The organism is Sodalis sp. (in: enterobacteria) (assembly GCF_036327475.1).
In the GTDB taxonomy this organism is placed as follows: domain Bacteria; phylum Pseudomonadota; class Gammaproteobacteria; order Enterobacterales; family Enterobacteriaceae.
This window is the reverse complement of sequence record NZ_CP132913.1, coordinates 1,134,278-1,155,395: the sequence shown is the minus strand read 5'-3', so window position 1 is coordinate 1,155,395 and position 21,118 is coordinate 1,134,278. Positions and strand designations below refer to the sequence as shown.

The following is a 21,118-nucleotide window of genomic DNA, read 5'->3' as shown; positions in this document are numbered from 1 at the left end:
TGCACCCGCCAGCTCCGCTAGTGTACGCATTACTTTTGATAACCAATGCCAGGGCGCGTGCCGCCATGATCCATGCACGCACGGTTGTGCTACCTTCACCAACAGATCGATGTAATCTAGAAATGGCCAGACAGGCGATTAAGATAGCGTCAGCCGACCCGCAGCGGGCATGTACGCGCAATACGCAATAGTAGATTTCACCAGTTTCCAGCGGCTCATGCTGGCATCGAGTACCCGCCACTGAAACCCCCGGCAAAACAGTAGCTGCTATGGGCCAGCGAGATCTCGACGGGGCTCTGGAAGGTGCCACCACCAACAAATGCGACCATCGTCGTGCTGTAATGGGGGCGCGCAAGGACGCTGCCGCTAATGGCGTCTGGCAGTGCTGACGCCGACCAGACTAGTAATCGCAGTAGTTTCGCCTCGTTATCCGTTACCGGCGGCAGCAGACCCGGTAATTATCTCGCCAGCATGGTTTTCACGGTGCTCGGCGGCCCTAAATAAATTGTAGCTGCTGGCCAGAGTGATTTCCAGCGCGCGTCGGGCCTGCTGCTGGCTGATAACTTCCTCCAAATTGCTGCCGTCTGACGGCGCTAGCAGGGTATTCACCGTGGGTTCGGCGATGATCAAAGAGCCGTTGCCCTGCAAAGCACTACACATGCTATAGACAGTTGGCGAGGTATGCCTGGGGCTGCCCGGCAGCAGCGCGATGTCTTCACGGTTAGCCTGCAGCGGGATAATCTGCCGTCGCCCGCCGCGCCGTGGGCGGCCGGAACAGCGCTATAAACCCCACCTCTCCGGCCAGCGACAGTTCGCCAAGAAAACTCATAGGGTTTCAGCCGCACGCTTGGGATCTGTTGCATCGCTGCACGGTATTTTCTGGCAGCAAGGTGAAGGCGGGCAACTCCTAACTCAATAGACGGCGCCTGGATACCGATTAGCCCGCTGGTGTAAATTGCCAGTGCCATGGGACTCTCCTTTATGAACGGAGCTGAGTATGCCCGCTGTCGCGGCGCCAGGACGCTAACAATAAAAAGATTTGCGGTGCGGGTATGAGCAATAACTTCTCCATTCATTGCCATGTGTGGCAAAAAATGTAATGGTGATCGCCTTTCTGGCCTAGCCGTACCGATAAACCCCGCTGCACTGTATTGTCGTCCACCGTTGCGCTGGTTTCCCTGACGAGTTATCGCACATTGTTGATGACGGCGGAAGAAAGTGAACAGAGCGATTATCGCTAAGAAACGACACGTATTCGCCAGCGAGGAATAATTCTTGCCGCAAGCGATCGGGGAAATGAGGCTACCGAATAAATAGAAACCATCGAGTCAATAGATGGGGACAATACTCTTTTAAAACAACATTGAATACAGAATGCCGTAGGTGGAGATAATGCACATAAAATACGAATCCGTCATGCGCCGGCCACTCAACGAAAAGCGCGATAGGCTACGTAATAATAGAGCGTTATGTTTAAGGCTAGCTGTAAGTGTCCCGTATTGCAGTTGTAGTCATATTTAGACGGTTTCTCTATAAATCGACCCAGCACCATTCAATCAAGTTGAATAGGGGAGGATGCACAAGTTAGCAGTGGTTTTCTTTTACGTTCTGAGAACCGCTTGTCCAACAGCGCGAAGTTACGCGCTTTGTGTGCTCGAGCAACTGAAGTAGTCGCTGTTTGAAAAACATATGGACAATATCATTATCGTCGCCTTCTCCAGTGGCGTAATGGCCGATTGGGCCAACGATGATATTAAACTGCTCTTCTGACGCGAAGAAACCGGCTGTATGCCGTTTGAAAATGGGCCGCGGTACGACGGCAAATCAGCAAGCAGACCTATTTTGATCACGGCGTGCTGATGATCGCCATGGCAAAGCCGGCGTGACCCGCGTTCCAGTATCATTACTGAATCGGCCTACTGGCGCTGTTAAAGGACATCGTTGAGCCATGGCTTGTTGCGAGCAGGTAAACTGCTCGCCCACTGTCACGATTTCTACGAGAATCATCTGGTCGCTTGCAATGTGCTGGATTTCGGCGATTTGATCCTGCGGCCCACCAAACTGCCGCAGCGCGACGAGGCGGTGCGCGAGCGTTGTCTGGTTCGATTTACTCCTGGCGTGGCGCGCGACCGCAAAATCTGGTGCTGTTGCAACAGGAGATTTCCCGACGCTCGCGGTGATTAGGCTGGAGTAGAACCACCGCTCCACCGAGCGCATACTTAATCACTATTTCATCAACAAGACCCGCTGTCGCGATTACGCTATTCCTTCTCTCGGTAATCGCTAGTCGCGGCTGTTTAAAAAGATGCTGATGCAAAACCGCGTTTCTTATTGCATCTCCGGCGGAACGTCGTTTTTCTCACGCCAAGACGCAGCGCGACATAGCTTATTCACCGCTAGCTTCGATCTGGGCTTGGAGAAACGCTGAGCGGCCTGGAATCTCTGCAACAGTTTAGCTGCTGACTGGAGGGCGTTGCCCGCCAGGCGTAGCGTGAACCGATCGCGGTGGTGCGTGAACTCATTCACTGTACGACTATGAAAGCTGGCTGCATGAAAGCCCTCTCAATCCGAGAGCGACGGAAATGCGGATGAAAATGTTAACCAACTGTTTAGCTGGATGACTGAGATGCTTGCCGGCTTAAAGGAGGCAATGATGCTTGATCAGGCGGTCACCCGTTTTACTCTGCGCGATATGATGGAACGCAGCGAGAGCGAGGAGCAGTTGGATCAGGTACAACTGATGACGCTGCACGCTTCTAAAGGGTTGGAATTTGCTTATATCTTCCTGGTCGGCATGTTACCGTATCAAAGCAGTGTCGACGAGAACAGTATTGATAAGGAGCGCCGCCTGGCTTACTTATGTCGATATTACCCGTGCGCAAAAGGAATTAACCTTTACCATGTGTCGCAAGCGGTGTCAATACGGTGAATTGGTCAAACCAGAATCGAGCTGTTTCTTACTGGAACGACCGTAGGACGATTTTGTGTGGGAGCAAGTGCGCAAACCGGTCAGCGCCGAGGAGCGGATGGGTTGTGGACAGAACCATCTGGCTAGTCTTCGGGCTCAACTGGCCCTAGCGCACAACGAGGGCGGCCAAGGCATTTCCCGCTTAGTGCGGTACAGCGTCCGCAATGTAGCGTTAGGCGAGCCGATCGCTCAGCTTTGCGGTGTTTCCTCTAACAATAACGGCCAGTGGACATAACTCTGCCACTGACTTTCTTGCTCCAGGTATTCCGCCCGTAGCGGATGCTGGTTCAACCAGTCGTGGGGTAACAGCACGTGCAACGTCTCGTCCATGGCGCGCAGCTCCACCGCGGGCAACGCGTCGTCGCGTCGGCGGCTGGCAAAGATGATCGCCAGCCGCATCAACCGGCATAAGCGTTGAGCGATGTGCGGCGGCAGGCTATTTTGCTCATGCAACTGGGTAAGATCGATGTGGTTGCTCTGGTTTTGCAGCAGCGTGGCGATAAGCTTTTGCTGGGCGGGAGTAAAGCCGGGAAGGTCGGTATGACGGACGAGATAGGCGGCATGGCGCGGAGCGCGTTTGATATCAATGCTTAGGCCGATTTCGTGGATCATGCTGGCGCAGCGCAAAAGCGTGAAACATCGCTCGTCCAATTGCCAAGTCTCGGCCACCTGACGGGCGAATTCCTCCGCTAGCCGGGCGACCCGCTGCGCCTGCTCAGTGTCAAGCTGATAGCGGCGCTGCAAATTTTCCAGGGTACGCTGGCGGACATCGCCTCCGGCCGGTAACGCCATCATGCCGTACATCATCCCCTCGCGCAGCGCGCCGCCCGCCAGGGTCATGGTCTTGATGCCGAGCTCGGCAAATACCGCCAGCAAAATTGCCAGCCCGCTCGGGAACACCAGCGCTCGATCCAGCGCAAGACCTTCGATTTCCAGCTCTTCGAGCTTGCCGCAGTGAATGGAGCGCTGTTTAAGCTGCAGCAGTTTGCTGAGCGTAATATGTTCATCCATCCTCTGGGCAACCATAATTTCTTGCAGCGCCTGCACCGTGCCGGAGGCGCCGACGCACACTTGCCAGCCCAGGGCTAATAGTCGGAAAGCGACAGGGCGGATTTTTTCTCGCGCCGCTTGCTCCGCCCGATCGAAGTTTTCCCATGTCAAGCTGCGATCGTTAAAATAGCGCTCAAGCCAGGTGACGCAACCCATTTCCAGACTGAACAGTTCCAGCGCTTGCGAGCCGCGTCCCACCACTAGCTCGGTGCTACCGCCGCCGATATCCACCACCAAACGTTCATCGGAGCCGCCTGTCGTGTGGGCGACGCCCTGATAGATGAGCCGGGCTTCTTCTTCGCCAGAAATGACCTGTACCGGACAGCCCAGAATATCACTGGCCGGGCCAAGAAATTCCGCCGCGTTAATGGCTATGCGCAGGGTGGCGGTAGCTACCACTCGGACATGGGCAGGGGGGATATCCTGCAAATATTCGGCAAACAGGCGAAGGCACTGCCAGCCGCGCTGCATCGCGTCGCTGGAAAGCCGGTTATCGCCGTTGAGCCCGGCAGCCAGACGTACTTTACGCTTGATGCGTGCTAGCGTCTGGACGGTGCCGGTCACCTCACGCACCACCAACATATGAAAGCTGTTGGAGCCTAAGTCAATGGCGGTATAAAGTGAGGAGGCGCTTATCATTTGCGTTTAGCCCGGACGTTTACGGTTATGGTACGGCGCGGCGCTGCGGCGGGGGACCACTGCCGTACGGGCGGGTCAACCGTTTTGGCGCGGGCAGATCGGTCAGCAGCGCGTCGCTATTGTGTTTACTAACGGGGATCTGATGGCCAATATAACTTTCTATCGCGGTAAGATTCAATGCATATTCTTCACGCGCCAGACTGACGGAACGACCGCTCTCGCCGGTACGACCGATACAGCGGACGTGATCGTCGCAGCCGTCCGGCAGATCATAATCAAAAACATGGAACACGGAGGGAATATGCAGTTCGTGACCCATGTCTGTCGCCACCGGAATACCCAAGCACCCTCGGTACGAAGGCGCCGCTTCTGCGAGATATCGCCGGTCAGCGCCAGATGCGGACGCTCAGCAGCCACAGACGCCCTAGATATCCTCACAGCAGTGCTTGTTATTGGCAAAATGGCGGGCGCATTTTCTTCATTTGGAGGATAAAAACTCCTCTTGTATGCGGTGCCCGTTTTCTGCAGCGGCTTCACTTCAACATGCTTGGCGTTATTCATGTGCTCGAACGCCGGCTCGCGCACCTGATTAGGTTGCGTGACGGAAAACAGCATGTTCAGCCGTTCAGCGGTGGCGACATCCCGGCGAAACAGCCAGCGGATATCTTTGGCAAAGCCGAGTCGAATATCCGTTCGGCCTCACATCCAGTGCCACCACCTGAATGGCGCCCATATTGATGTAATTCTGTTTAGTGTAGTCAATCAGCCTACCGGTGGGGTTCCCAGCAGGGTGTCGACCCCGGCTTCCAGCACTTTCAGCTGTTTATCATATATTAAAGCCTTTAGAATAGATCGCTTCAACGATTAACGGGTGCAGGGCGAAGTCGGAAAACTTCTTTTAAGTGTGTTTTGCACATAGTGTGGAAAGTGTATACAGTGCAATGAAGTCAACCTGTTGTTGGTTATTGCTGCAATGGTAAGTAACGATAATTCTGTGGAGTAAAACATGAGCAAAATTATTTGAGTGAAGCTTCAAAGGGATGAATTACAGGCCAAGGGGCTATTTAGTCGATTTCTGGACCGAATGGTTTGGTCATTGTAAAATGGTTGCGCCTATTCTGGCAGAAGTCGCTGATGAATTCGACGGCTGACCATCGCTGAAGATCAATGAGAATCCGGCCACTGCACCTAATATGGTATCCGCAGTATTTCTACCCTGTTCCTGTTCAGTGATGCTGAAAAGGCAAAGTTGGCGCCTTATTGAAAAGACAGTTGAAAGAGTTCATTAACGCGAATCTGTAAGCAGTATTGCGCATCTTCCTCTTGGTACTAGCGTTCGTAAGCATTTCTCATATTGACCGCTAGACGCCCATCAAGAACCATGTTAAATTTACGCTTGCTGCGTTGTGATCTTACCTGTAGTTTGAATCTAAGCTTTATTCTTTGCCCGCACCCTGTTGTAAGAAAGTAACAAATGTGACCTACGAGGGCGTCAGGCAAGCGGGATTTAAATTAATCCGTTGTTAGGCACTTTTAATCTCAGTCTTCTTGTTATTAATATTGCAATGAGCCTCTGTTCATCAGCCTAAACGGGATTCCACCAGGGATGAAATGCCATAGACAGGCACGGTTTACGCTGCCATGCCATCCACAAAATCAGTTTCAAATATACCCCGAGTTTAAGAACCCACCATTATGAACCTTACCGAATTAAAAAATATGCCGGTTTCAGAGCTAGTGACCCTCGGCGAGAATATAGGGCTGGAAAATTTGGCCCGCATGCGTAAACAAGACATCATCTTCGCCATCCTCAAGCAGCATGCCAAGAGCGGCGAGGATATCTTCGGCGATGGTGTACTGGAAATTTTGCAGGACGGATTCGGTTTTCTCCGCTCCAGCGACAGCTCCTACCTTGCCGGCCCCGATGATATTTACGTTTCCCCCAGTCAGATCCGCCGCTTCAACTTGCGCACCGGCGACACCATTTCTGGCAAGATCCGTCCGCCGAAAGAGGGCGAGCGCTACTTTGCGCTGCTGAAGGTCAACGAAGTCAATTGCGACCAGCCGGAAAACGTCCGCAACAAGATCCTGTTTGAAAACTTGACGCCGCTGCATGCCAATTCGCGTTTGCACATGGAGCGCGGTAACGGCTCTACCGAAGATTTAACCGCGCGCGTTCTAGATCTTGCCTCTCCTATTGGCCGCGGCCAGCGTGGTCTGATCGTGGCGCCGCCGAAAGCCGGTAAAACCATGCTGCTACAAAATATCGCCCAAAGCATTGCCTATAACCACCCTGACTGCGTGCTGATGGTGTTGCTGATTGACGAACGTCCGGAAGAAGTAACTGAGATGCAGCGCCTGGTGAAAGGCGAAGTCATCGCTTCGACCTTCGACGAGCCGGCGTCTCGCCACGTGCAGGTCGCCGAAATGGTGATAGAAAAAGCCAAGCGTCTGGTTGAACATAAGAAAGATGTTATTATCCTGCTGGACTCCATTACCCGCCTGGCGCGTGCCTACAACACCGTCGTACCCGCTTCCGGTAAGGTATTGACCGGCGGTGTAGACGCCAACGCCCTGCATCGCCCGAAACGTTTCTTCGGCGCCGCACGTAATATGGAAGAGGGTGGTAGCCTGACCATCATCGCCACCGCGCTTATCGATACCGGCTCAAAGATGGACGAAGTGATTTACGAAGAGTTCAAGGGCACAGGCAACATGGAGCTACACCTGTCGCGTAAAATCGCCGAGAAACGTGTTTTCCCTGCGATCGATTACAACCGCTCAGGGACCCGTAAGGAAGAATTACTTACCACTCAAGAAGAGCTACAGAAAATGTGGATCCTGCGCAAAATCATCCACCCAATGGGTGAAATTGATGCGATGGAATTCCTGATGAACAAGTTAGCGATGAGCAAAACCAATGATAAGTTCTTCGATATGATGAAACGTTCGTAAGTCATAAAACTCGGGTCGCGCCGCGTGAGAACGTGGCGTTTTTCTTTTCTAATGCTAGGATAGTCACATCTTTACTATGTCCGGTTACACACGTCTGTGCCTGTCCGGGCGATTTTGAACCTATCTGCACGCCTGAGGGAGATTCAGGTGGAACATAAAGAGATAACAGAAACCCTATTTCGTTGTCACAAAACTCAGTGACGAGCAAGACATCGGGGTTGAGATGTAAGCCATGGTGACGCATTGAACGACCTGATGGCTGCAGAGAGCTTTCTATTGTGAACATACTCAATATGAGTACTGATTTTGTTGTCATTTTTTTGTTTTCTTTGCTCTTTTTGTTTTTAGCGCGCAAGGTTGCCAAAAAAATAGGCTTGGTCGACAAACCCAATTACCGCAAACGCCACCATGGGCAGATCCCTTTGGTGGGCGGTATTTCCATTTATGCCGGCATTTGCTTCACTTTTTTCTATACGGATTATTATATTCCCCACATGTCGCTGTACCTGATGTGCGCAGGCGTCCTGGTCGTGACTGGCGCGTTTGACGATCGGTTCGATATCAGCGTGGTGGCGCGCGCCATTATCCAAGCGCTGGTCGCGGTGGTGATGATGGTCTTCAGCGGCCGCCATATTAATAGCCTGGGCTACATTTTCGGGTCATTGGAGATGGTGCTGGGGCCATTTGGCTATTTGGTGACGCTATTCGCCGTCTGGGCGGCGATTAACGCGTTCAATATGGTAGACGGTATCGACGGCCTGTTAGGCAGCCTCTCCTGCGTGTCTCTTGGCGCCATGGGTATCCTGCTCGCGATTGATAATAATCCAGGCCTGGCACTGTGGTGTTTCGCCATGATCGTCACCATTTTGCCCTATATTTTATTAAACCTTGGGGTGTTCGGCAGACGCCATAAAGTATTTATGGGCGATGCTGGCAGCACCATGATCGGCTTCACGGTTATCTGGCTGCTACTGCAAAGCACTCAAGACTGGGGGCACCCGATGAATCCTGTGACCGCCCTATGGATCATCGCCGTGCCGCTGATGGATATGATAGCCATCATGTATCGCCGAATGCGCAAGGGCATAAGCCCGTTTGCGCCAGACCGGCAGCATATTCACCACCTGATCATGCGCGCGGGTTTCAGTTCGCGCCAGTCTCTGATCGTCATTACACTCACTGCCGCACTACTGGCGTTCTTCGGCGTAGTGGGGGAACGCTGGCTGCGCTGGCCGGAGTCGATCATGTTGTTGCTGTGGATCGGGGTGTTTTTACTGTATGGCTACGTACTGAAATGCGCCTGGCGGGTCGTCCGCTTCATCAAGCGAACCGAGCGACGGCTTAGTCACTATAAAAAACACCATCTTAAACGGAAATGTTGATCGGGGCGAAAATGACACCTGCTAGCTCACCCTCCTTCGCCGTCCGGGGACAGGTTATCGACAATGAACTAGACTTGCGCGGTTTGCTATGCGTCCTGTGGCGCGGCAAGGCTACCGTCATTGTCTATGCACTCGCGTTTACACTGGGCGCGCTTATATACTCTTTCGTGGTGCGCCAGGAGTGGACCGCCATCGCTATTACCGACAAACCGACAGTGAATGTGCTGGGCGGCTACTTCTCTCAGCAGCAATTTTTACGCAATTTGGATATGAAAAATACCGCGTTACCGACCTCTGACACTCCCTCGATTGCCGATGAAGCGTATCAGGAATTCTTACGCCAACTCTCATCCTACGACACCCGCCGGGATTTCTGGCTCGTCAGCCCCTATTATCAAACGCGCAAAAAGGGCGACCCCCACGCCGACGCGGTGCTGCTGGATGAGTTGATCAACGCCATTCAGTTCCTACCGCGCAACGAGGTGAAAAAACTGCCAGACAGCGTGCGGCTGGTGGCGGAAACCGCGCCGGACGCTAATCAGTTGCTGCGTCGCTATGTGGATTTCGCCAACCAGCGCGCGGAAAAGCATCTTAATGAGGATGTTATGGCCGCCTGGACCGCGCGCACCGTTTTGCTCAAAGCGCAGGTGAAGCGACAGGAGGCGGTGGCCGCGGCAGTATATCAGCGCGAGCAGCAACAGCTTAATCAGGCGTTGAAACTGGCGCTCGCACAGGGTATCGACCGAAGCAGAACCGACATCGCCGCCGAAAATGTGCAGCAATCTGAAATATTTCTGCTGGGACACCCGCTCCTGCAGGCACGTTTGGATGCTCTGCAAGCGACCGGACCGGCCTATGATACAGATTACGACCAAAATCGCGCGATGTTGACTACTCTCAATGTAGGGCCGGTCTTAAACAAGAGTTTTAAGACCTATCGTTATTTGAGGACCCCTGAAGAACCAGTAAAACGCGATAAGCCACGCCGCCTGTTTCTGCTTGTGCTATGGGGAGCCGTAGGTATGCTGCTGGGCGCTGGCGGCGCGCTGGCGCGTCGTCGTTGATGACACCGACAGGTATTAAACTGTCGGAATGGTCCGCTGTCGTTAGCCGTGCGGCCTAATGTATTCCAAGCCGTTGCCGGCTTTTGCTCAGAATAAAGGGAACTGTTGTGAAAGTGTTAGTCGTCTTTGGTACACGGCCGGAAGCCATCAAAATGGCGCCTCTGATTCTGGCCCTGGCCGCTGATCCGGCCTTTGAGCCCCGCGTCTGCGTAACGGCCCAACATCGCGAGATGCTGGATCAGGTGTTGCGCCTGTTTTCGATCGTGCCCGATTACGATTTGGATATCATGCGCCCAGAGCAGGGCCTTGGCGAGATAACCAGCCGCATATTGACCGGCATACAGCCCGTCCTAGACGACTTCCGTCCAGATGTTGTGCTCGTGCATGGCGATACCACCACCACCTTGGCCGCCAGTCTGGCGGCGTTTTATCAACATATCCCCGTGGGTCATGTGGAAGCGGGCCTGCGCACCGGAGATCTGTTTTCTCCTTGGCCGGAAGAGGCAAATCGTAAATTGACTGGTCACCTGGCCAGCTGGCATTTCGCACCCACCGACAATGCCCGCGCCAATTTGCTGGCGGAAAGGCTACCGGCGGCACGCATCACAGTGACCGGCAATACAGTGATTGACGCGCTATTTTGGGTGCGTGACAAGGTAATAGGTAATGCCGGGCTACGTGCCAGCCTGGATGAGTGTTACGCGTTTCTCGACGGTATGCAGAAGATGATATTGGTCACCGGTCATCGCCGCGAGAGTTTTGGCGACGGTTTCAAGCGCATTTGCGCCGCTCTGGCGCATATTGCGTTTGATCACCCCGATGTGCAGGTGGTCTATCCGGTGCATCTTAATCCTAACGTTAGCGAACCGGTGAACCGTATGTTGAGCGGCATCGCCAATATAAAACTCATTAATCCACAGGACTATTTGCCGTTCGTTTATTTAATGAATCGCGCCACGATTATTCTGACGGATTCCGGCGGAATCCAGGAAGAAGCTCCCTCGTTGGGGAAACCGGTGCTGGTGATGCGCGATACCACCGAGCGGCCGGAGGCGGTAGCTGCCGGCACTGTGCGGCTGGTAGGGACGGACGAGCAGGCGATTCACCAGGCTGTATCGCAGTTGCTCAACGATGCCAAGGCGTATCAACGGATGAGCCTGGCACATAACCCCTACGGCGATGGCCATGCCTGTGGGCGGATCATTACGGTTTTAAAAAAAGATAGCAGGTGAATCCATGAATTTTGATATAATTTCCGTTATTGGATTGGGGTATATCGGTCTACCCACCGCCGCGACGTTTGCCTCGCGCCGAAAACTGGTGATAGGCGTAGACACAAATCAGCATGCGGTAGACACTATTAACCACGGCGCAACACACATCATTGAACCGGATTTGGACCGAGTTGTGACAGATGCTGTGCGCCAGGGTCTGCTGCGGGCGGTGAGCCAGCCGCAGCCGGCGGACGCGTTCCTTATCGCCGTACCGACACCCTTTCAGGATAACCATGAACCGGATCTGAGCTATGTCAAGACGGCGGCGTTATCGCTGGCGCCGGTTTTGGAACCGGGATGTCTGGTAATCCTTGAGTCCACGTCGCCGGTGGGAACAACTGAACAGATGACCGGCTGGCTGGCGGCCGCGCGCCCCGATCTAACCTTCCCACAGCAGGCTGAAGAGGAGGCGGATATCAATATCGCCTATTGCCCGGAGCGGGTTCTACCAGGCAAGACTATGATGGAGCTGATTAAAAATGATCGGGTGATCGGCGGCATGACGCCGCGCTGCTCGGCGCGCGCCGCCAAGTTGTATCGCATTTTTCTGGAAGGAGAGTGCGTGGTGACCAATGCCCGCACCGCCGAAATGTGTAAGCTGACTGAGAATAGCTTCCGCGATATGAACATCGCCTTTGCCAATGAGCTGTCTATCATCTGCGCGGAACAGCAAATCAACATCTGGGAGCTGATAACGCTGGCAAATCGCCATCCACGGGTCAATATTTTGCAGCCGGGACCGGGCGTCGGCGGTCATTGCGTCGCGGTGGATCCGTGGTTTATCGTGGCCCAGAATCCAGAGCAGGCACGACTTATTCGCACCGCGCGCCAGGTGAATGACGACAAACCAGATTGGGTGGTGGAAAAAGTGAAGACGGCGGTGGCGGACTGCCTTAACGACAGCGGTCGTGGCAGTAGCGATGTGACCATCGCTTGCTTCGGGCTGGCGTTTAAACCGGATATCGACGACATGCGTGAAAGCCCAGCGCTGCATGTGACCGAGCTCATCGCCCGCTGGCATCGCGGCCAGACGTTGGCGGTGGAGCCGAATGTCGATGCGCTGCCGGCCTCGTTGGACGGATTGGCCACCCTGGTGGACAGAGACCAGGCGCTGGAAACGGCCGATGTTCTGGTTATGCTGGTGGATCATCGCCAATTCCGCGCCATCGCGCCTACCGCTATCCGCCAGCGCTGGGTGGTGGATACGCGCGGAGTCTGGCGATGAAACGCCTACTAATTACCGGTGGTGCTGGGTTTATCGGCTCGGCGCTAGTACGCTATATTCTCAGCGACACTACAGATCGGGTGTTAGTGGTAGATAAACTGACCTATGCCAGCAATCTGGACTCGCTTGCGCCTGTCGCCGACCATCCCTATTATCGTTTTGCTCGCGCCGATATCAGTGACGGCCCGACGATGGTGCGATTGCTCGCGGAGTTCCAGCCGGATGCCATCATGCATCTGGCGGCAGAGAGCCATGTTGATCGCTCCATTGACGGCCCGGCGGCGTTTGTCGATACCAATATCACCGGAACCTCGATTCTGCTGGAAGCAGCCCGCGGATATTGGCAGACCTTGCCTACGGCCGCGCGCGACGCCTTTCGCTTTCACCATGTCTCCACTGATGAAGTGTACGGCGACCTACCAAATGACGGTAGCCGGTTTAACGAAAGCTCGCCTTATGTACCCAGTAGTCCCTACTCCGCATCGAAAGCTGCCAGCGACCACCTGGCGCGCGCCTGGATGCGCACCTACGGCCTGCCAGTGCTAGTGACGAATTGTTCCAATAATTATGGCCCCTATCACTTCCCGGAAAAGCTGATTCCGTTGATGATTATCAACGCATTGGCGGGTAAACCGCTGCCGGTGTACGGCGACGGCGGTCAGATCCGAGACTGGTTGTATGTGGAGGATCATGCTCGCGCCCTCTATCAGGTGGTGATCCGCGGTCGCCCCGGCGAGACTTATGTCATCGGCGGCCATAACGAGCAGCGCAACATTGATGTAGTAGAAGCGCTGTGCGGGCTGCTGGAGCAGGCCGGCGCACCTCACCCCCCCGGCGTCGTCGCGTTCAGGCAGCTCATCACGCGGGTGGAAGACCGGCCGGGGCACGACAGGCGTTATGCGATTGACGCCGGTAAAATTGCGCGCGAATTGGGTTGGCGGCCGCAGGAAACCTTCGATAGCGGGCTGGCCAAGACCGTGCAGTGGTATTTAACCCATCATGAATGGTGGCAGCGGGTGCTGGACGGTAGCTATCGCGGCGAGCGTCTCGGCCTCGGGCCGGGCTAATAAGGCGAGGAGGACAGATGAAAGGTATCGTTCTAGCGGGCGGCAGCGGCAGCCGCCTCTATCCGATCACCCGCGGGATTTCCAAACAACTGTTGCCCGTATACGACAAACCGATGATCTATTATCCGCTGTCGGTGCTGATGCTGGCGGGGATTCGCGATATCCTGATTATCACAACCCCGGAAGAAATGCCGTTATTCAAGCGACTTCTCGGCGTGGGCGAGGCGTTCGGTATTCATCTGAACTATGCCTCCCAGGCCAGTCCAGAGGGGATAGCGCAGGCGTTCCTGATTGGCGAAAGCTTTATTGGCGACGACCGCTGCTGCCTTGTGCTTGGCGACAATATCTATTTTGGTCAGGGTTTTAGCCCCAAATTGCAGCAGGTGGCCGCGCGCGAGCAGGGAGCGACGCTGTTCGCCTATCAGGTTATGGATCCCGAGCGATTCGGCGTTGTGGCGTTCGATAACGATTTCTGCGCCGTCGCGCTGGAGGAAAAACCGGCCAATCCCCACTCCCACTGGGCGGTAACCGGTCTCTATTTTTATGATCGCCAGGTGGTGGAGTTCGCGAGACGGGTTACGCCTTCGGCACGCGGAGAGCTTGAGATTACCTCAATAAATCAGATGTATCTGGAGCAAGGCGGGCTGCAGGTCGAGCTGCTTGGGCGCGGTTTCGCCTGGCTAGATACCGGCACCCATGACAGCCTGATAGAGGCCAGTACTTTTGTGCAGACGGTTGAGAGGCGCCAGGGGTTTAAAATCGCCTGTCTGGAAGAAATCGGTTGGCGCAACGGCTGGCTCGATGATGACGGCGCGCGGCGCGCGGCGCAGGCGCTAGAGAAAACCGGCTACGGCCAATACCTGATGGATCTACTCCATGTCTGCCCGCGCCAGTGTTGACCTCCTGGCCTGGGAGAGCGAGTTTTTCGGCCGCCGCCTGGGCTGCGTCGTGTTTGAGGATACCGCGCCGCGTTTGACCCCGTCGGCGATGACGGGATTTGCGCTGGTGCAGGCGAAAGTGGCGGCGCAGGCCATGACACAAATAGATGCGCTCAGCGCCATCGGTTTCAGGCCGGTGGAGGGCGAGATGGACTGCTGTTATACCCTGCCGGTCTGCGCCAGTGGCGCGCCGTGCGCGGGCGCTGCGGCGCTGCCTGCGGCGGAAATTCGGCTGGCGAGGGAGGCGGATATTCCCGAGTTGCGCACGCTGGCGGCACAGACATTGGTGCAAAGCCGCTTTCGGGAGCCGTGGTTCAGCGACGAAGAACGCCAACGCTTTTACGCGCAGTGGGTGACAAACGCCGTTCGGGGCAGCTTTGATCACCTCTGCCTGGTGGCGAAGGGTCCTGACGGTCTTTCGGGACTAGTAACGCTCAGGAATATCGGGAGGCAAGTGGCGCGTATCGGCCTGTTGGCGGTGTCTCCCGCCGCCCGCGGTCGCGGCACGGGCAAATTGCTGTGCCGTGCGGCGCTGGGCTGGTGCTGCAGCTGCGGCTTCCGACAATTGTGGGTGGCGACGCAAACCGCCAACCTGCCGGCGCTGCGGCTTTATTTGGCGAATGGTGCGCGAGTAGTGCATGCCGCGCATTGGTTATACCGAGGACATCATGATTCCATTTAACGTGCCACCGGTGGTCGGCACCGAATTAGGCTTTATACAGACCGCGATGAGTAGCGGCAAGCTATGCGGCGACGGCGGATTTGCCCAACACTGTCAACACTGGCTCCAGCAGCGTTTCGGTAGCGCGAAAGTGTTGCTGACGCCTTCCTGCACCGCCTCGTTGGAGATGGCGGCTATTCTGTTGTATATCCGCCCCGGCGATGAGGTGATTATGCCGAGCTATACCTTTGTGTCCACCGCCAACGCTTTTGTACTGCGCGGCGCGACGATTGTCTTCGTTGATATCCGTCCGGACACGATGAACATGGATGAGGCGCTGATAGAAGCGGCAATCACACCAAAAACCCGCGCTATTGTGCTGGTTCATTATGCCGGTGTGGCCTGTGAAACGGATACCATCATGGCGATCGCCGAACGACACCGCTTGTGGGTAGTGGAAGACGCCGCGCAGGGAGTCATGGCGACCTACAAAGGGTACGCCCTTGGCACCCTTGGCCATATCGGCTGCTTTAGTTTCCACGAAACCAAAAATTATACCGCCGGCGGTGAGGGCGGCGCGACGCTCATCAATGATGCGGCCCTCGTTGAGCGGGCGGAAATCGTCCGCGAAAAGGGCACTAACCGCAGTCAATTTTTCCGTGGACAGGTGGATAAGTATACCTGGCGCGATATTGGTTCCAGCTATCTCATGGCTGATATTCAGGCCGCCTATCTATGGGCACAACTGGAAGCGGCGGACATCATCAATCAACGGCGCCTAGCACTGTGGTATCGTTACGCGTCTGCGCTGGCTCCGCTGGACGGTTTGACGCTGCCGACGGTACCGGCAACTTGTTTGCACAATGCCCACATGTTCTATGTCAAGTTGCGGGATATTGACGAACGCGACGGTTTCATCCGCCATCTGAAAGCGGCGGATATCTTGTCCGTCTTTCATTACATTCCATTGCACGATAGCCCGGCTGGGCGCCGCTTTGGTCGGTTCCACGGCAGTGATCGCCATACTCAGCATGAAAGTCAGCGCCTGGTGCGATTGCCGCTGTTTTACAATCTGAGCGACGACGATCAGCAACGCGTCATTGATGCGATCTACGGCTACTTCAACTGATATGTCGCTGGCGAGCGCGCCAATCTGGACCGCACTATCCACACTTATCAAAATCGGCGCCGGTTTGCTGATGGTGAAGGTATTGGCGGTGGTGTTCGGTCCTGACGGCGTGGGACAGGCGGGGAATTTTCGCCAATTGATCACGGTGCTGGGTACACTGTCCGGCGCCGGCATCTTCAACGGAATGACCAAACTGGTGGCGCAGCATCAGCATCAACCGGATCGGCTGCGCGCGGTGCTTGGCACCGGCTCGGCGATGGTCCTTGCTTCTTCGCTACTACTGGCGGCTATGTTTATTTTTGCCGCAGAGCCGGTCAGCCGCACGCTGTTCGGCCATGAGCAATATCGGGATGCCGTCGTGGCGCTGGCGGTTATCCAGCTGGGGATCGCCTGCGCCAACCTGGGGCTGGCAATTTTAAAAGGGTATCGAGACGTTGCCGGCAATGCGTTGGCCGTCAGCGTCGGTAGCCTGCTTGGCGTTGCTGCCTTTTTTGTCTGCTACCGGCTGGGCGGCTATGTGGGCGCGCTGGCCGGGCTGGCACTGTTGCCGGCGATGGCACTGTTGCCGGTGCTGTTCATGTTGTGTTACCGGCGCCAACTGCCGCTCTCATTCTTGCTGCCCGCCTGGGACGGCGGCTATGCAGCGCTGCTGGCCAAATTCACCGTCATGGCGTTTATCACCGCGATGACCCTGCAGGCGGCATGTGTGATAATGCGTAATCTGCTGGCCCGCACGGAGGGTTGGGCGGCGGTTGGGATTTGGCAGGGCGTCAGCAGTATTTCGGACGCCTATTTGCAGTTTATCACCACCTCGTTTACCGTTTATTTATTACCCACGCTGTCGCGATTAAATGATAAGCGGTCGGTAGCACGGGAAATTACGCGTGCGCTGCGTTTTGTGCTGCCGGCGGTGTCGACAATCAGCCTGACGCTTTGGCTGTTGAGAGATGTTGCGATCCGGTTGTTGTTTTCCGCCGAATTCAGCGCCATGAGCGAGCTGTTTGCCTGGCAACTGGTGGGGGATGTCCTGAAGGTGGGCGCCTATGTTTTTGGCTACCTGGTGCTGGCTCGTGCCGCGCTTCGCGTTTATCTTTTGGCTGAAATAAGCCAGTTTGTACTGCTGATCGGCTTTTCCCATTGGCTTATTCCGTGCCACGGCGCGCTGGGCGCAGCCCAGGCCTATATGGCCACCTATATCGTTTATTTCGCGCTGTGCAGCAGTGTATTTCTACTTTATCTCAGGAAAAATGAGCAATTTAATACATGTGCTGGGATCCGATATCCCCCGTCATAACCTGACGGTGCTGCGTTTCTTCAATGATACCCTGGCGGCAATCTGCCCGCCGGCGCAGATTCGGCGATTCATGGTGGTCGCCCCGAACGGCGCGCCACTTTCCGGCTACAGTCAGGTGGATATCGAGTGTTTTGACAGTAAGCGGGCACTGACAAAAGCGCTGGTGCGCCGCGGCAACGCGGCGCCGGACGAACGTTATTTCCTACATGGCCAATTCAATCCCTTGCTCTGGCTGGCGATGCTGACGGGCAAAATCCACCCTGTGCGCATAAGCTGGCACGTATGGGGCGCGGATCTGTATGAGGAATCGCGCCGCTTGCACCACCGGCTGTTCTATTTGCTGCGCCGCCGTGCCCAGGGGCAGGTTGGTCATGTCTTCGCCACTCGCGGCGATCTGGCCTGCTATCGCCAGCGGTATCCATCGGTGCCGGCTTCGCTGCTCTATTTTCCTACCCGGCTGGCCGCGGATATCGTGCGGGTGGCGCCAGCGGAGGCAGGCAACCGGCCGCTAACGCTGCTGGTGGGCAATTCCGGGGATCCCTCCAATCGCCATTGCCAGGCGCTGCGCGCCATTCATCATCAATTCGGCATCGCAGTCAAGATCATCATGCCGATGGGCTATCCCGCTGGCAACGATACTTACATTGCCATGGTGCGCGCGGAAAGCGAGCGCTGCTTCCACGAGGAGCAGGTGCGAATCCTCACCGAACCGCTGGCCTTTAACGATTATCTCGCGCTGTTGCAGGAATGTGACGCCGGCTATTTCCTCTTCCGGCGCCAGCAGGGTATCGGAACGCTGAGCCTGCTAATTCAGTTGGGCTTACCATTCGTACTTAGTCGGCACAATCCGTTCTGCCAGGATTTGATCGCGCAGCAGGTGCCGGTGCTGTATGAGGATGACGCGCTCGATCTCGCCATCATCCGCGAAACACAGCGGCGCATGCTGACACAAGATCCGGCGCGTATCGCCTTTTTTTACCCAAATATCCTGCATGGCTGGTGTCAGGCGTTGTCCATTGCCGCGGGGGTACCGCTATGACGCTGGTGCAGTTCGGCGGCCTGCTGGTGGTCTATTTGCTGTCGTTGGCGCTGGTTCTGTCGCTAACCTATCGGGAATTCCGGCGAGTCAGGTTTAATTTCAATGTTTTCTTCTCGGTGTTATACCTGATGACGTTTTATCTCGGTTTTCCACTTACCTGCCTGCTGATGTGCCGCTATGGCGTCGAGGTGGTGCCGGTGGAAAACCTGCTGGAATCGCTGCTGGCGGCGACCGCCTTCTATGGCATCTACTATGTCAGCTACAGAACCCGGTTGCTCGCCCGCCCGCGCGGCACGCGGCCGCTCTGGTTCAGCATCAGCCGTACCGAGATCCATTTACTGTGGCTGCTGCTGGTACTCATCGCTGTAGCAACGGCGGTGGTGTTTTTCATTTATAATGGTTTTTTGCTGTTCCGATTGCATGCCTATAGCCAGATCTTTTCTAGCGATGTTTCCGGTGTCGCGTTAAAGCGTTTCTTTTATTTCTTCATTCCCGCAATGCTGCTGATCTATTTCCTAAACCCTACCCGGCGCAGCTGGATAATCTTTCTTATCGCTACTCTTGCTTTCGGTATTTTCACTTATATCGTGGTGGGCGGCACGCGTGCCAATATTATTACTGCCTTCGCGCTGTTTTTGTGCATCGGTATCCAGCGCGGCTGGATCACCTTGTGGATTCTGGCTGGCGCCGGCGTAGCAGCGATTGCGGGCATGTTTTGGCTGGCACTGAAACGCTACGGGCTGCATGTCAGCGGCGATGAAGCGTTCTATACTTTTCTCTATCTAACGCGCGACACCTTCTCGCCATGGGAAAACCTGGCGCTGCTGTTGCAAAACTATGGGCACATAGATTTTCAGGGTCTAGCACCTATCGTTCGTGATTTTTATGTCTTCATTCCCGACTGGCTGTGTCCGGATCGGCCTTCGCTGGTGCTGAATACGGCGAATTATTTTACCTGGGAAATGCTTAACAACCATTCAGGCCTGTCAATTTCCCCCACGCTTATCGGTTCGCTGATTGTGATGGGCGGCGTCGGGTTCATCCCGCTGGGCGCTATCGTGGTCGGGCTTATCAGCAAGGTGTTCGACACGCTTTATGAGCGTGGCACGGCGGCGGGCGATCGTTACCGTGCCGCGCTCTTGCAATCCTTTTGTTTTGGTGCGATATTCGACATGATAGTCCTGGCGCGTGAAGGGTTGGATGCGTTTGTATCACGGGTAGTGTTTTTCTGCCTGGTGTTCGGGGTGTGTTTAATCACGGCAAAACTATTGTTCTTGCTGTTCCGTCATGCGGGGCTGATACGGCCGTGCAACGCCAGATTGAACGACCACTGCGCCGTGCCGTAACCGATTACCCCATGAAAATAATGCATAATAACGACGGGGTTCCTCATTATCAAATTCGCGGCCTAGCCATCTGGGGGTTTCGCGACCGGGCGGAATTTGTTGATTATTTGTTTGCTGGCGGCCGGCTGAGAACCGGCACACTGGTGGCGATTAACGCTGAAAAAATTCTGCGCGCCGAGCAGGATGCAGCGCTGAAACAGCTGCTTGACGAAGCGGAATATAAGTATGCCGACGGAATCAGCATCGTGCGCTCCATTCGTCGAAAATATCGACATGCCGAGGTAAGCCGTATCGCGGGCGCGGATTTATGGGAAGATCTCATGTCGCGCGCCGGCAGGGAAGGCGTGCCGGTATTTTTGCTTGGTGGCCGTCAGGTGGTGCTGATGCAAACCGAAGCGCAGCTGCGCGCACGCTGGAATGTGAATATCGTCGGTCGGCAAGATGGCTATTTCACCGCCGGCGCGCAAGCGGCGATGATAGAACGCATCCGAATCAGCGGCGCCGCTATCGTTACCGTTGCCATGGGTTCGCCGCGCCAGGAGCAATTGATGCAGGCATGCCGGCGAGTATATCCCGCGGCGATGTATATGGGCGTAGGGGGCACTTATGACGTGTTTACCGGCCACGTCAGGCGTGCGCCCAAGGCGTGGCAGGGGTTGGGGCTGGAGTGGCTTTACCGTCTGTTAAGCCAGCCGTCGCGCCTGCAGCGTCAGCTTAAACTTCTGCGTTACTTAGGTTACCATATCAGCGGACGCCTATAGCGAGCGGAAAGACCAGGGCGGCGACGCACAACCGCACCATTTCTTTGAAAACCACTAGACGGCCGGCGCGTGAAGCCGTACTATCCCAACGCGTAACTGCGCTACGCGCCTGTAGCTCAGCTGGATAGAGCGCTGCCCTCCGGAGGCAGAGGTCTCAGGTTCGAATCCTGTCGGGCGCACCGACACGTTTGTGCGCAGAGAAGTGTAAGTCTTGTGCCGCGTGATAGTAATCAGTAATGGTGATTGTAGCTCAGTTGGTAGAGCCCTGGATTGTGATTCCAGTTGTCGTGGGTTCGAGTCCCATCAGTCACCCCATTATTAGTGGG

At 55.5% G+C, this 21,118-nt stretch carries 16 protein-coding genes, 2 tRNA genes and 4 pseudogenes; 18 read left to right on the top strand and 4 right to left on the bottom strand.

The features are described 5' to 3' along the window. Positions 1-215 precede the first annotated feature (215 nt). Both GPOALKHO_RS06280 and GPOALKHO_RS06275 read right to left on the bottom strand, forming a co-directional pair. A complete protein-coding gene (locus GPOALKHO_RS06280; RefSeq protein ID WP_406703413.1) occupies positions 216-413 on the bottom strand; it encodes an ATP-binding protein in 198 nt (65 codons plus the stop codon). A 13-nt stretch (positions 414-426) separates the two neighbouring features. Further along, positions 427-648, bottom strand: a complete 222-nt coding sequence (locus GPOALKHO_RS06275) for a hypothetical protein (protein ID WP_406701748.1) — start codon at positions 646-648, stop codon at positions 427-429. A gap of 965 nt (positions 649-1,613) precedes the next feature. Between GPOALKHO_RS06275 and GPOALKHO_RS06270 the strand changes: the two are divergent. Then, positions 1,614-1,877, top strand: a pseudogene (locus tag GPOALKHO_RS06270) (ketol-acid reductoisomerase); the annotation flags it as partial. 91 nt (positions 1,878-1,968) lie between these two features. Continuing rightward, positions 1,969-3,089 (top strand): annotated as a pseudogene (locus GPOALKHO_RS06265) (3'-5' exonuclease); the annotation flags it as partial. 68 nt (positions 3,090-3,157) lie between these two features. On the opposite strand, the gene gppA reads toward GPOALKHO_RS06265, so the two are convergent. Both gppA and GPOALKHO_RS06255 read right to left on the bottom strand, forming a co-directional pair. Next, positions 3,158-4,657, bottom strand: coding sequence for a guanosine-5'-triphosphate,3'-diphosphate diphosphatase (gene gppA, locus GPOALKHO_RS06260; RefSeq protein WP_406701746.1), 1,500 nt, complete (start codon positions 4,655-4,657; stop codon positions 3,158-3,160). Positions 4,658-4,663: 6 nt separating this feature from the next. Further along, positions 4,664-5,488: pseudogene (locus GPOALKHO_RS06255) on the bottom strand (ATP-dependent RNA helicase RhlB); the annotation flags it as partial. Positions 5,489-5,721: 233 nt separating this feature from the next. On the opposite strand from GPOALKHO_RS06255, the pseudogene GPOALKHO_RS06250 reads away from it, so the two are divergent. The 16 genes and pseudogenes from GPOALKHO_RS06250 to GPOALKHO_RS06175 form a co-directional block, all read left to right on the top strand. After that, positions 5,722-5,959, top strand: a pseudogene (locus GPOALKHO_RS06250) (thioredoxin domain-containing protein); the annotation flags it as partial. Positions 5,960-6,352: 393 nt separating this feature from the next. Then, positions 6,353-7,612, top strand: a complete 1,260-nt coding sequence (rho, locus tag GPOALKHO_RS06245; RefSeq protein WP_406701744.1) for a transcription termination factor Rho — start codon at positions 6,353-6,355, stop codon at positions 7,610-7,612. Positions 7,613-7,890: 278 nt separating this feature from the next. Next, positions 7,891-8,994: a UDP-N-acetylglucosamine--undecaprenyl-phosphate N-acetylglucosaminephosphotransferase gene (wecA, locus tag GPOALKHO_RS06240; protein WP_406701742.1), complete on the top strand. Its 1,104-nt coding sequence runs from the start codon at positions 7,891-7,893 to the stop codon at positions 8,992-8,994. 11 nt (positions 8,995-9,005) lie between these two features. Continuing rightward, on the top strand, positions 9,006-10,058 hold the full coding sequence (gene wzzE, locus GPOALKHO_RS06235; RefSeq protein ID WP_406703412.1) for an ECA polysaccharide chain length modulation protein: 1,053 nt from the start codon (positions 9,006-9,008) through the stop codon (positions 10,056-10,058). A 107-nt stretch (positions 10,059-10,165) separates the two neighbouring features. Further along, on the top strand, positions 10,166-11,290 hold the full coding sequence (gene wecB / locus GPOALKHO_RS06230; RefSeq protein WP_406701740.1) for a non-hydrolyzing UDP-N-acetylglucosamine 2-epimerase: 1,125 nt from the start codon (positions 10,166-10,168) through the stop codon (positions 11,288-11,290). 4 nt (positions 11,291-11,294) lie between these two features. Then, positions 11,295-12,557: a UDP-N-acetyl-D-mannosamine dehydrogenase gene (wecC, locus tag GPOALKHO_RS06225; RefSeq protein WP_406701739.1), complete on the top strand. Its 1,263-nt coding sequence runs from the start codon at positions 11,295-11,297 to the stop codon at positions 12,555-12,557. After that, positions 12,554-13,624 carry a dTDP-glucose 4,6-dehydratase gene (rfbB, locus tag GPOALKHO_RS06220; protein ID WP_406701737.1) on the top strand — a complete coding sequence of 357 codons (1,071 nt, stop codon included), beginning with the start codon at positions 12,554-12,556 and terminating at the stop codon, positions 13,622-13,624. Before wecC ends, rfbB begins: the two co-directional genes overlap by 4 nt. 17 nt (positions 13,625-13,641) lie before the next feature. Further along, positions 13,642-14,523: a glucose-1-phosphate thymidylyltransferase RfbA gene (gene rfbA / locus GPOALKHO_RS06215; RefSeq protein ID WP_406701735.1), complete on the top strand. Its 882-nt coding sequence runs from the start codon at positions 13,642-13,644 to the stop codon at positions 14,521-14,523. Continuing rightward, entirely contained in the window at positions 14,501-15,244 is a 744-nt protein-coding gene (gene rffC / locus GPOALKHO_RS06210) for a dTDP-4-amino-4,6-dideoxy-D-galactose acyltransferase (RefSeq protein ID WP_406701733.1), read from the top strand. Before rfbA ends, rffC begins: the two co-directional genes overlap by 23 nt. After that, positions 15,231-16,352, top strand: coding sequence for a dTDP-4-amino-4,6-dideoxygalactose transaminase (rffA, locus tag GPOALKHO_RS06205; protein WP_406701731.1), 1,122 nt, complete (start codon positions 15,231-15,233; stop codon positions 16,350-16,352). Before rffC ends, rffA begins: the two co-directional genes overlap by 14 nt. A gap of 1 nt (position 16,353) precedes the next feature. Beyond that, on the top strand, positions 16,354-17,646 hold the full coding sequence (wzxE, locus tag GPOALKHO_RS06200) for a lipid III flippase WzxE (protein ID WP_406701729.1): 1,293 nt from the start codon (positions 16,354-16,356) through the stop codon (positions 17,644-17,646). Further along, positions 17,600-18,685, top strand: a complete 1,086-nt coding sequence (locus GPOALKHO_RS06195; RefSeq protein ID WP_406701727.1) for a TDP-N-acetylfucosamine:lipid II N-acetylfucosaminyltransferase — start codon at positions 17,600-17,602, stop codon at positions 18,683-18,685. Before wzxE ends, GPOALKHO_RS06195 begins: the two co-directional genes overlap by 47 nt. Further along, on the top strand, positions 18,682-20,031 hold the full coding sequence (wzyE, locus tag GPOALKHO_RS06190; RefSeq protein ID WP_406701725.1) for an ECA oligosaccharide polymerase: 1,350 nt from the start codon (positions 18,682-18,684) through the stop codon (positions 20,029-20,031). The genes GPOALKHO_RS06195 and wzyE overlap by 4 nt, the downstream gene beginning before the upstream one ends. 20 nt (positions 20,032-20,051) lie before the next feature. After that, positions 20,052-20,792: a lipopolysaccharide N-acetylmannosaminouronosyltransferase gene (wecG, locus tag GPOALKHO_RS06185; RefSeq protein ID WP_406701723.1), complete on the top strand. Its 741-nt coding sequence runs from the start codon at positions 20,052-20,054 to the stop codon at positions 20,790-20,792. A gap of 105 nt (positions 20,793-20,897) precedes the next feature. After that, positions 20,898-20,971 (top strand) — tRNA-Arg (locus GPOALKHO_RS06180). A 60-nt stretch (positions 20,972-21,031) separates the two neighbouring features. After that, positions 21,032-21,107: transfer RNA gene (locus GPOALKHO_RS06175), tRNA-His, on the top strand. The last annotated feature ends 11 nt before the right edge of the window (positions 21,108-21,118 follow it).

What these genes read in the sequence shown, in the direction of transcription:
- gppA (WP_406701746.1), bottom strand. Translation starts at nt 4,657, where the DNA reads ATGATAAGCGCCTCCTCACTTTATACCGCCATTGACTTAGGCTCCAAC.
- rho (WP_406701744.1), top strand. Translation starts at nt 6,353, where the DNA reads ATGAACCTTACCGAATTAAAAAATATGCCGGTTTCAGAGCTAGTGACC.
- wzzE (WP_406703412.1), top strand. Translation starts at nt 9,006, where the DNA reads ATGACACCTGCTAGCTCACCCTCCTTCGCCGTCCGGGGACAGGTTATC.
- wecC (WP_406701739.1), top strand. Translation starts at nt 11,295, where the DNA reads ATGAATTTTGATATAATTTCCGTTATTGGATTGGGGTATATCGGTCTA.
- rfbB (WP_406701737.1), top strand. Translation starts at nt 12,554, where the DNA reads ATGAAACGCCTACTAATTACCGGTGGTGCTGGGTTTATCGGCTCGGCG.
- rfbA (WP_406701735.1), top strand. Translation starts at nt 13,642, where the DNA reads ATGAAAGGTATCGTTCTAGCGGGCGGCAGCGGCAGCCGCCTCTATCCG.
- rffC (WP_406701733.1), top strand. Translation starts at nt 14,501, where the DNA reads ATGTCTGCCCGCGCCAGTGTTGACCTCCTGGCCTGGGAGAGCGAGTTT.
- rffA (WP_406701731.1), top strand. Translation starts at nt 15,231, where the DNA reads ATGATTCCATTTAACGTGCCACCGGTGGTCGGCACCGAATTAGGCTTT.
- wzxE (WP_406701729.1), top strand. Translation starts at nt 16,354, where the DNA reads ATGTCGCTGGCGAGCGCGCCAATCTGGACCGCACTATCCACACTTATC.
- GPOALKHO_RS06195 (WP_406701727.1), top strand. Translation starts at nt 17,600, where the DNA reads ATGAGCAATTTAATACATGTGCTGGGATCCGATATCCCCCGTCATAAC.
- wzyE (WP_406701725.1), top strand. Translation starts at nt 18,682, where the DNA reads ATGACGCTGGTGCAGTTCGGCGGCCTGCTGGTGGTCTATTTGCTGTCG.
- wecG (WP_406701723.1), top strand. Translation starts at nt 20,052, where the DNA reads ATGCATAATAACGACGGGGTTCCTCATTATCAAATTCGCGGCCTAGCC.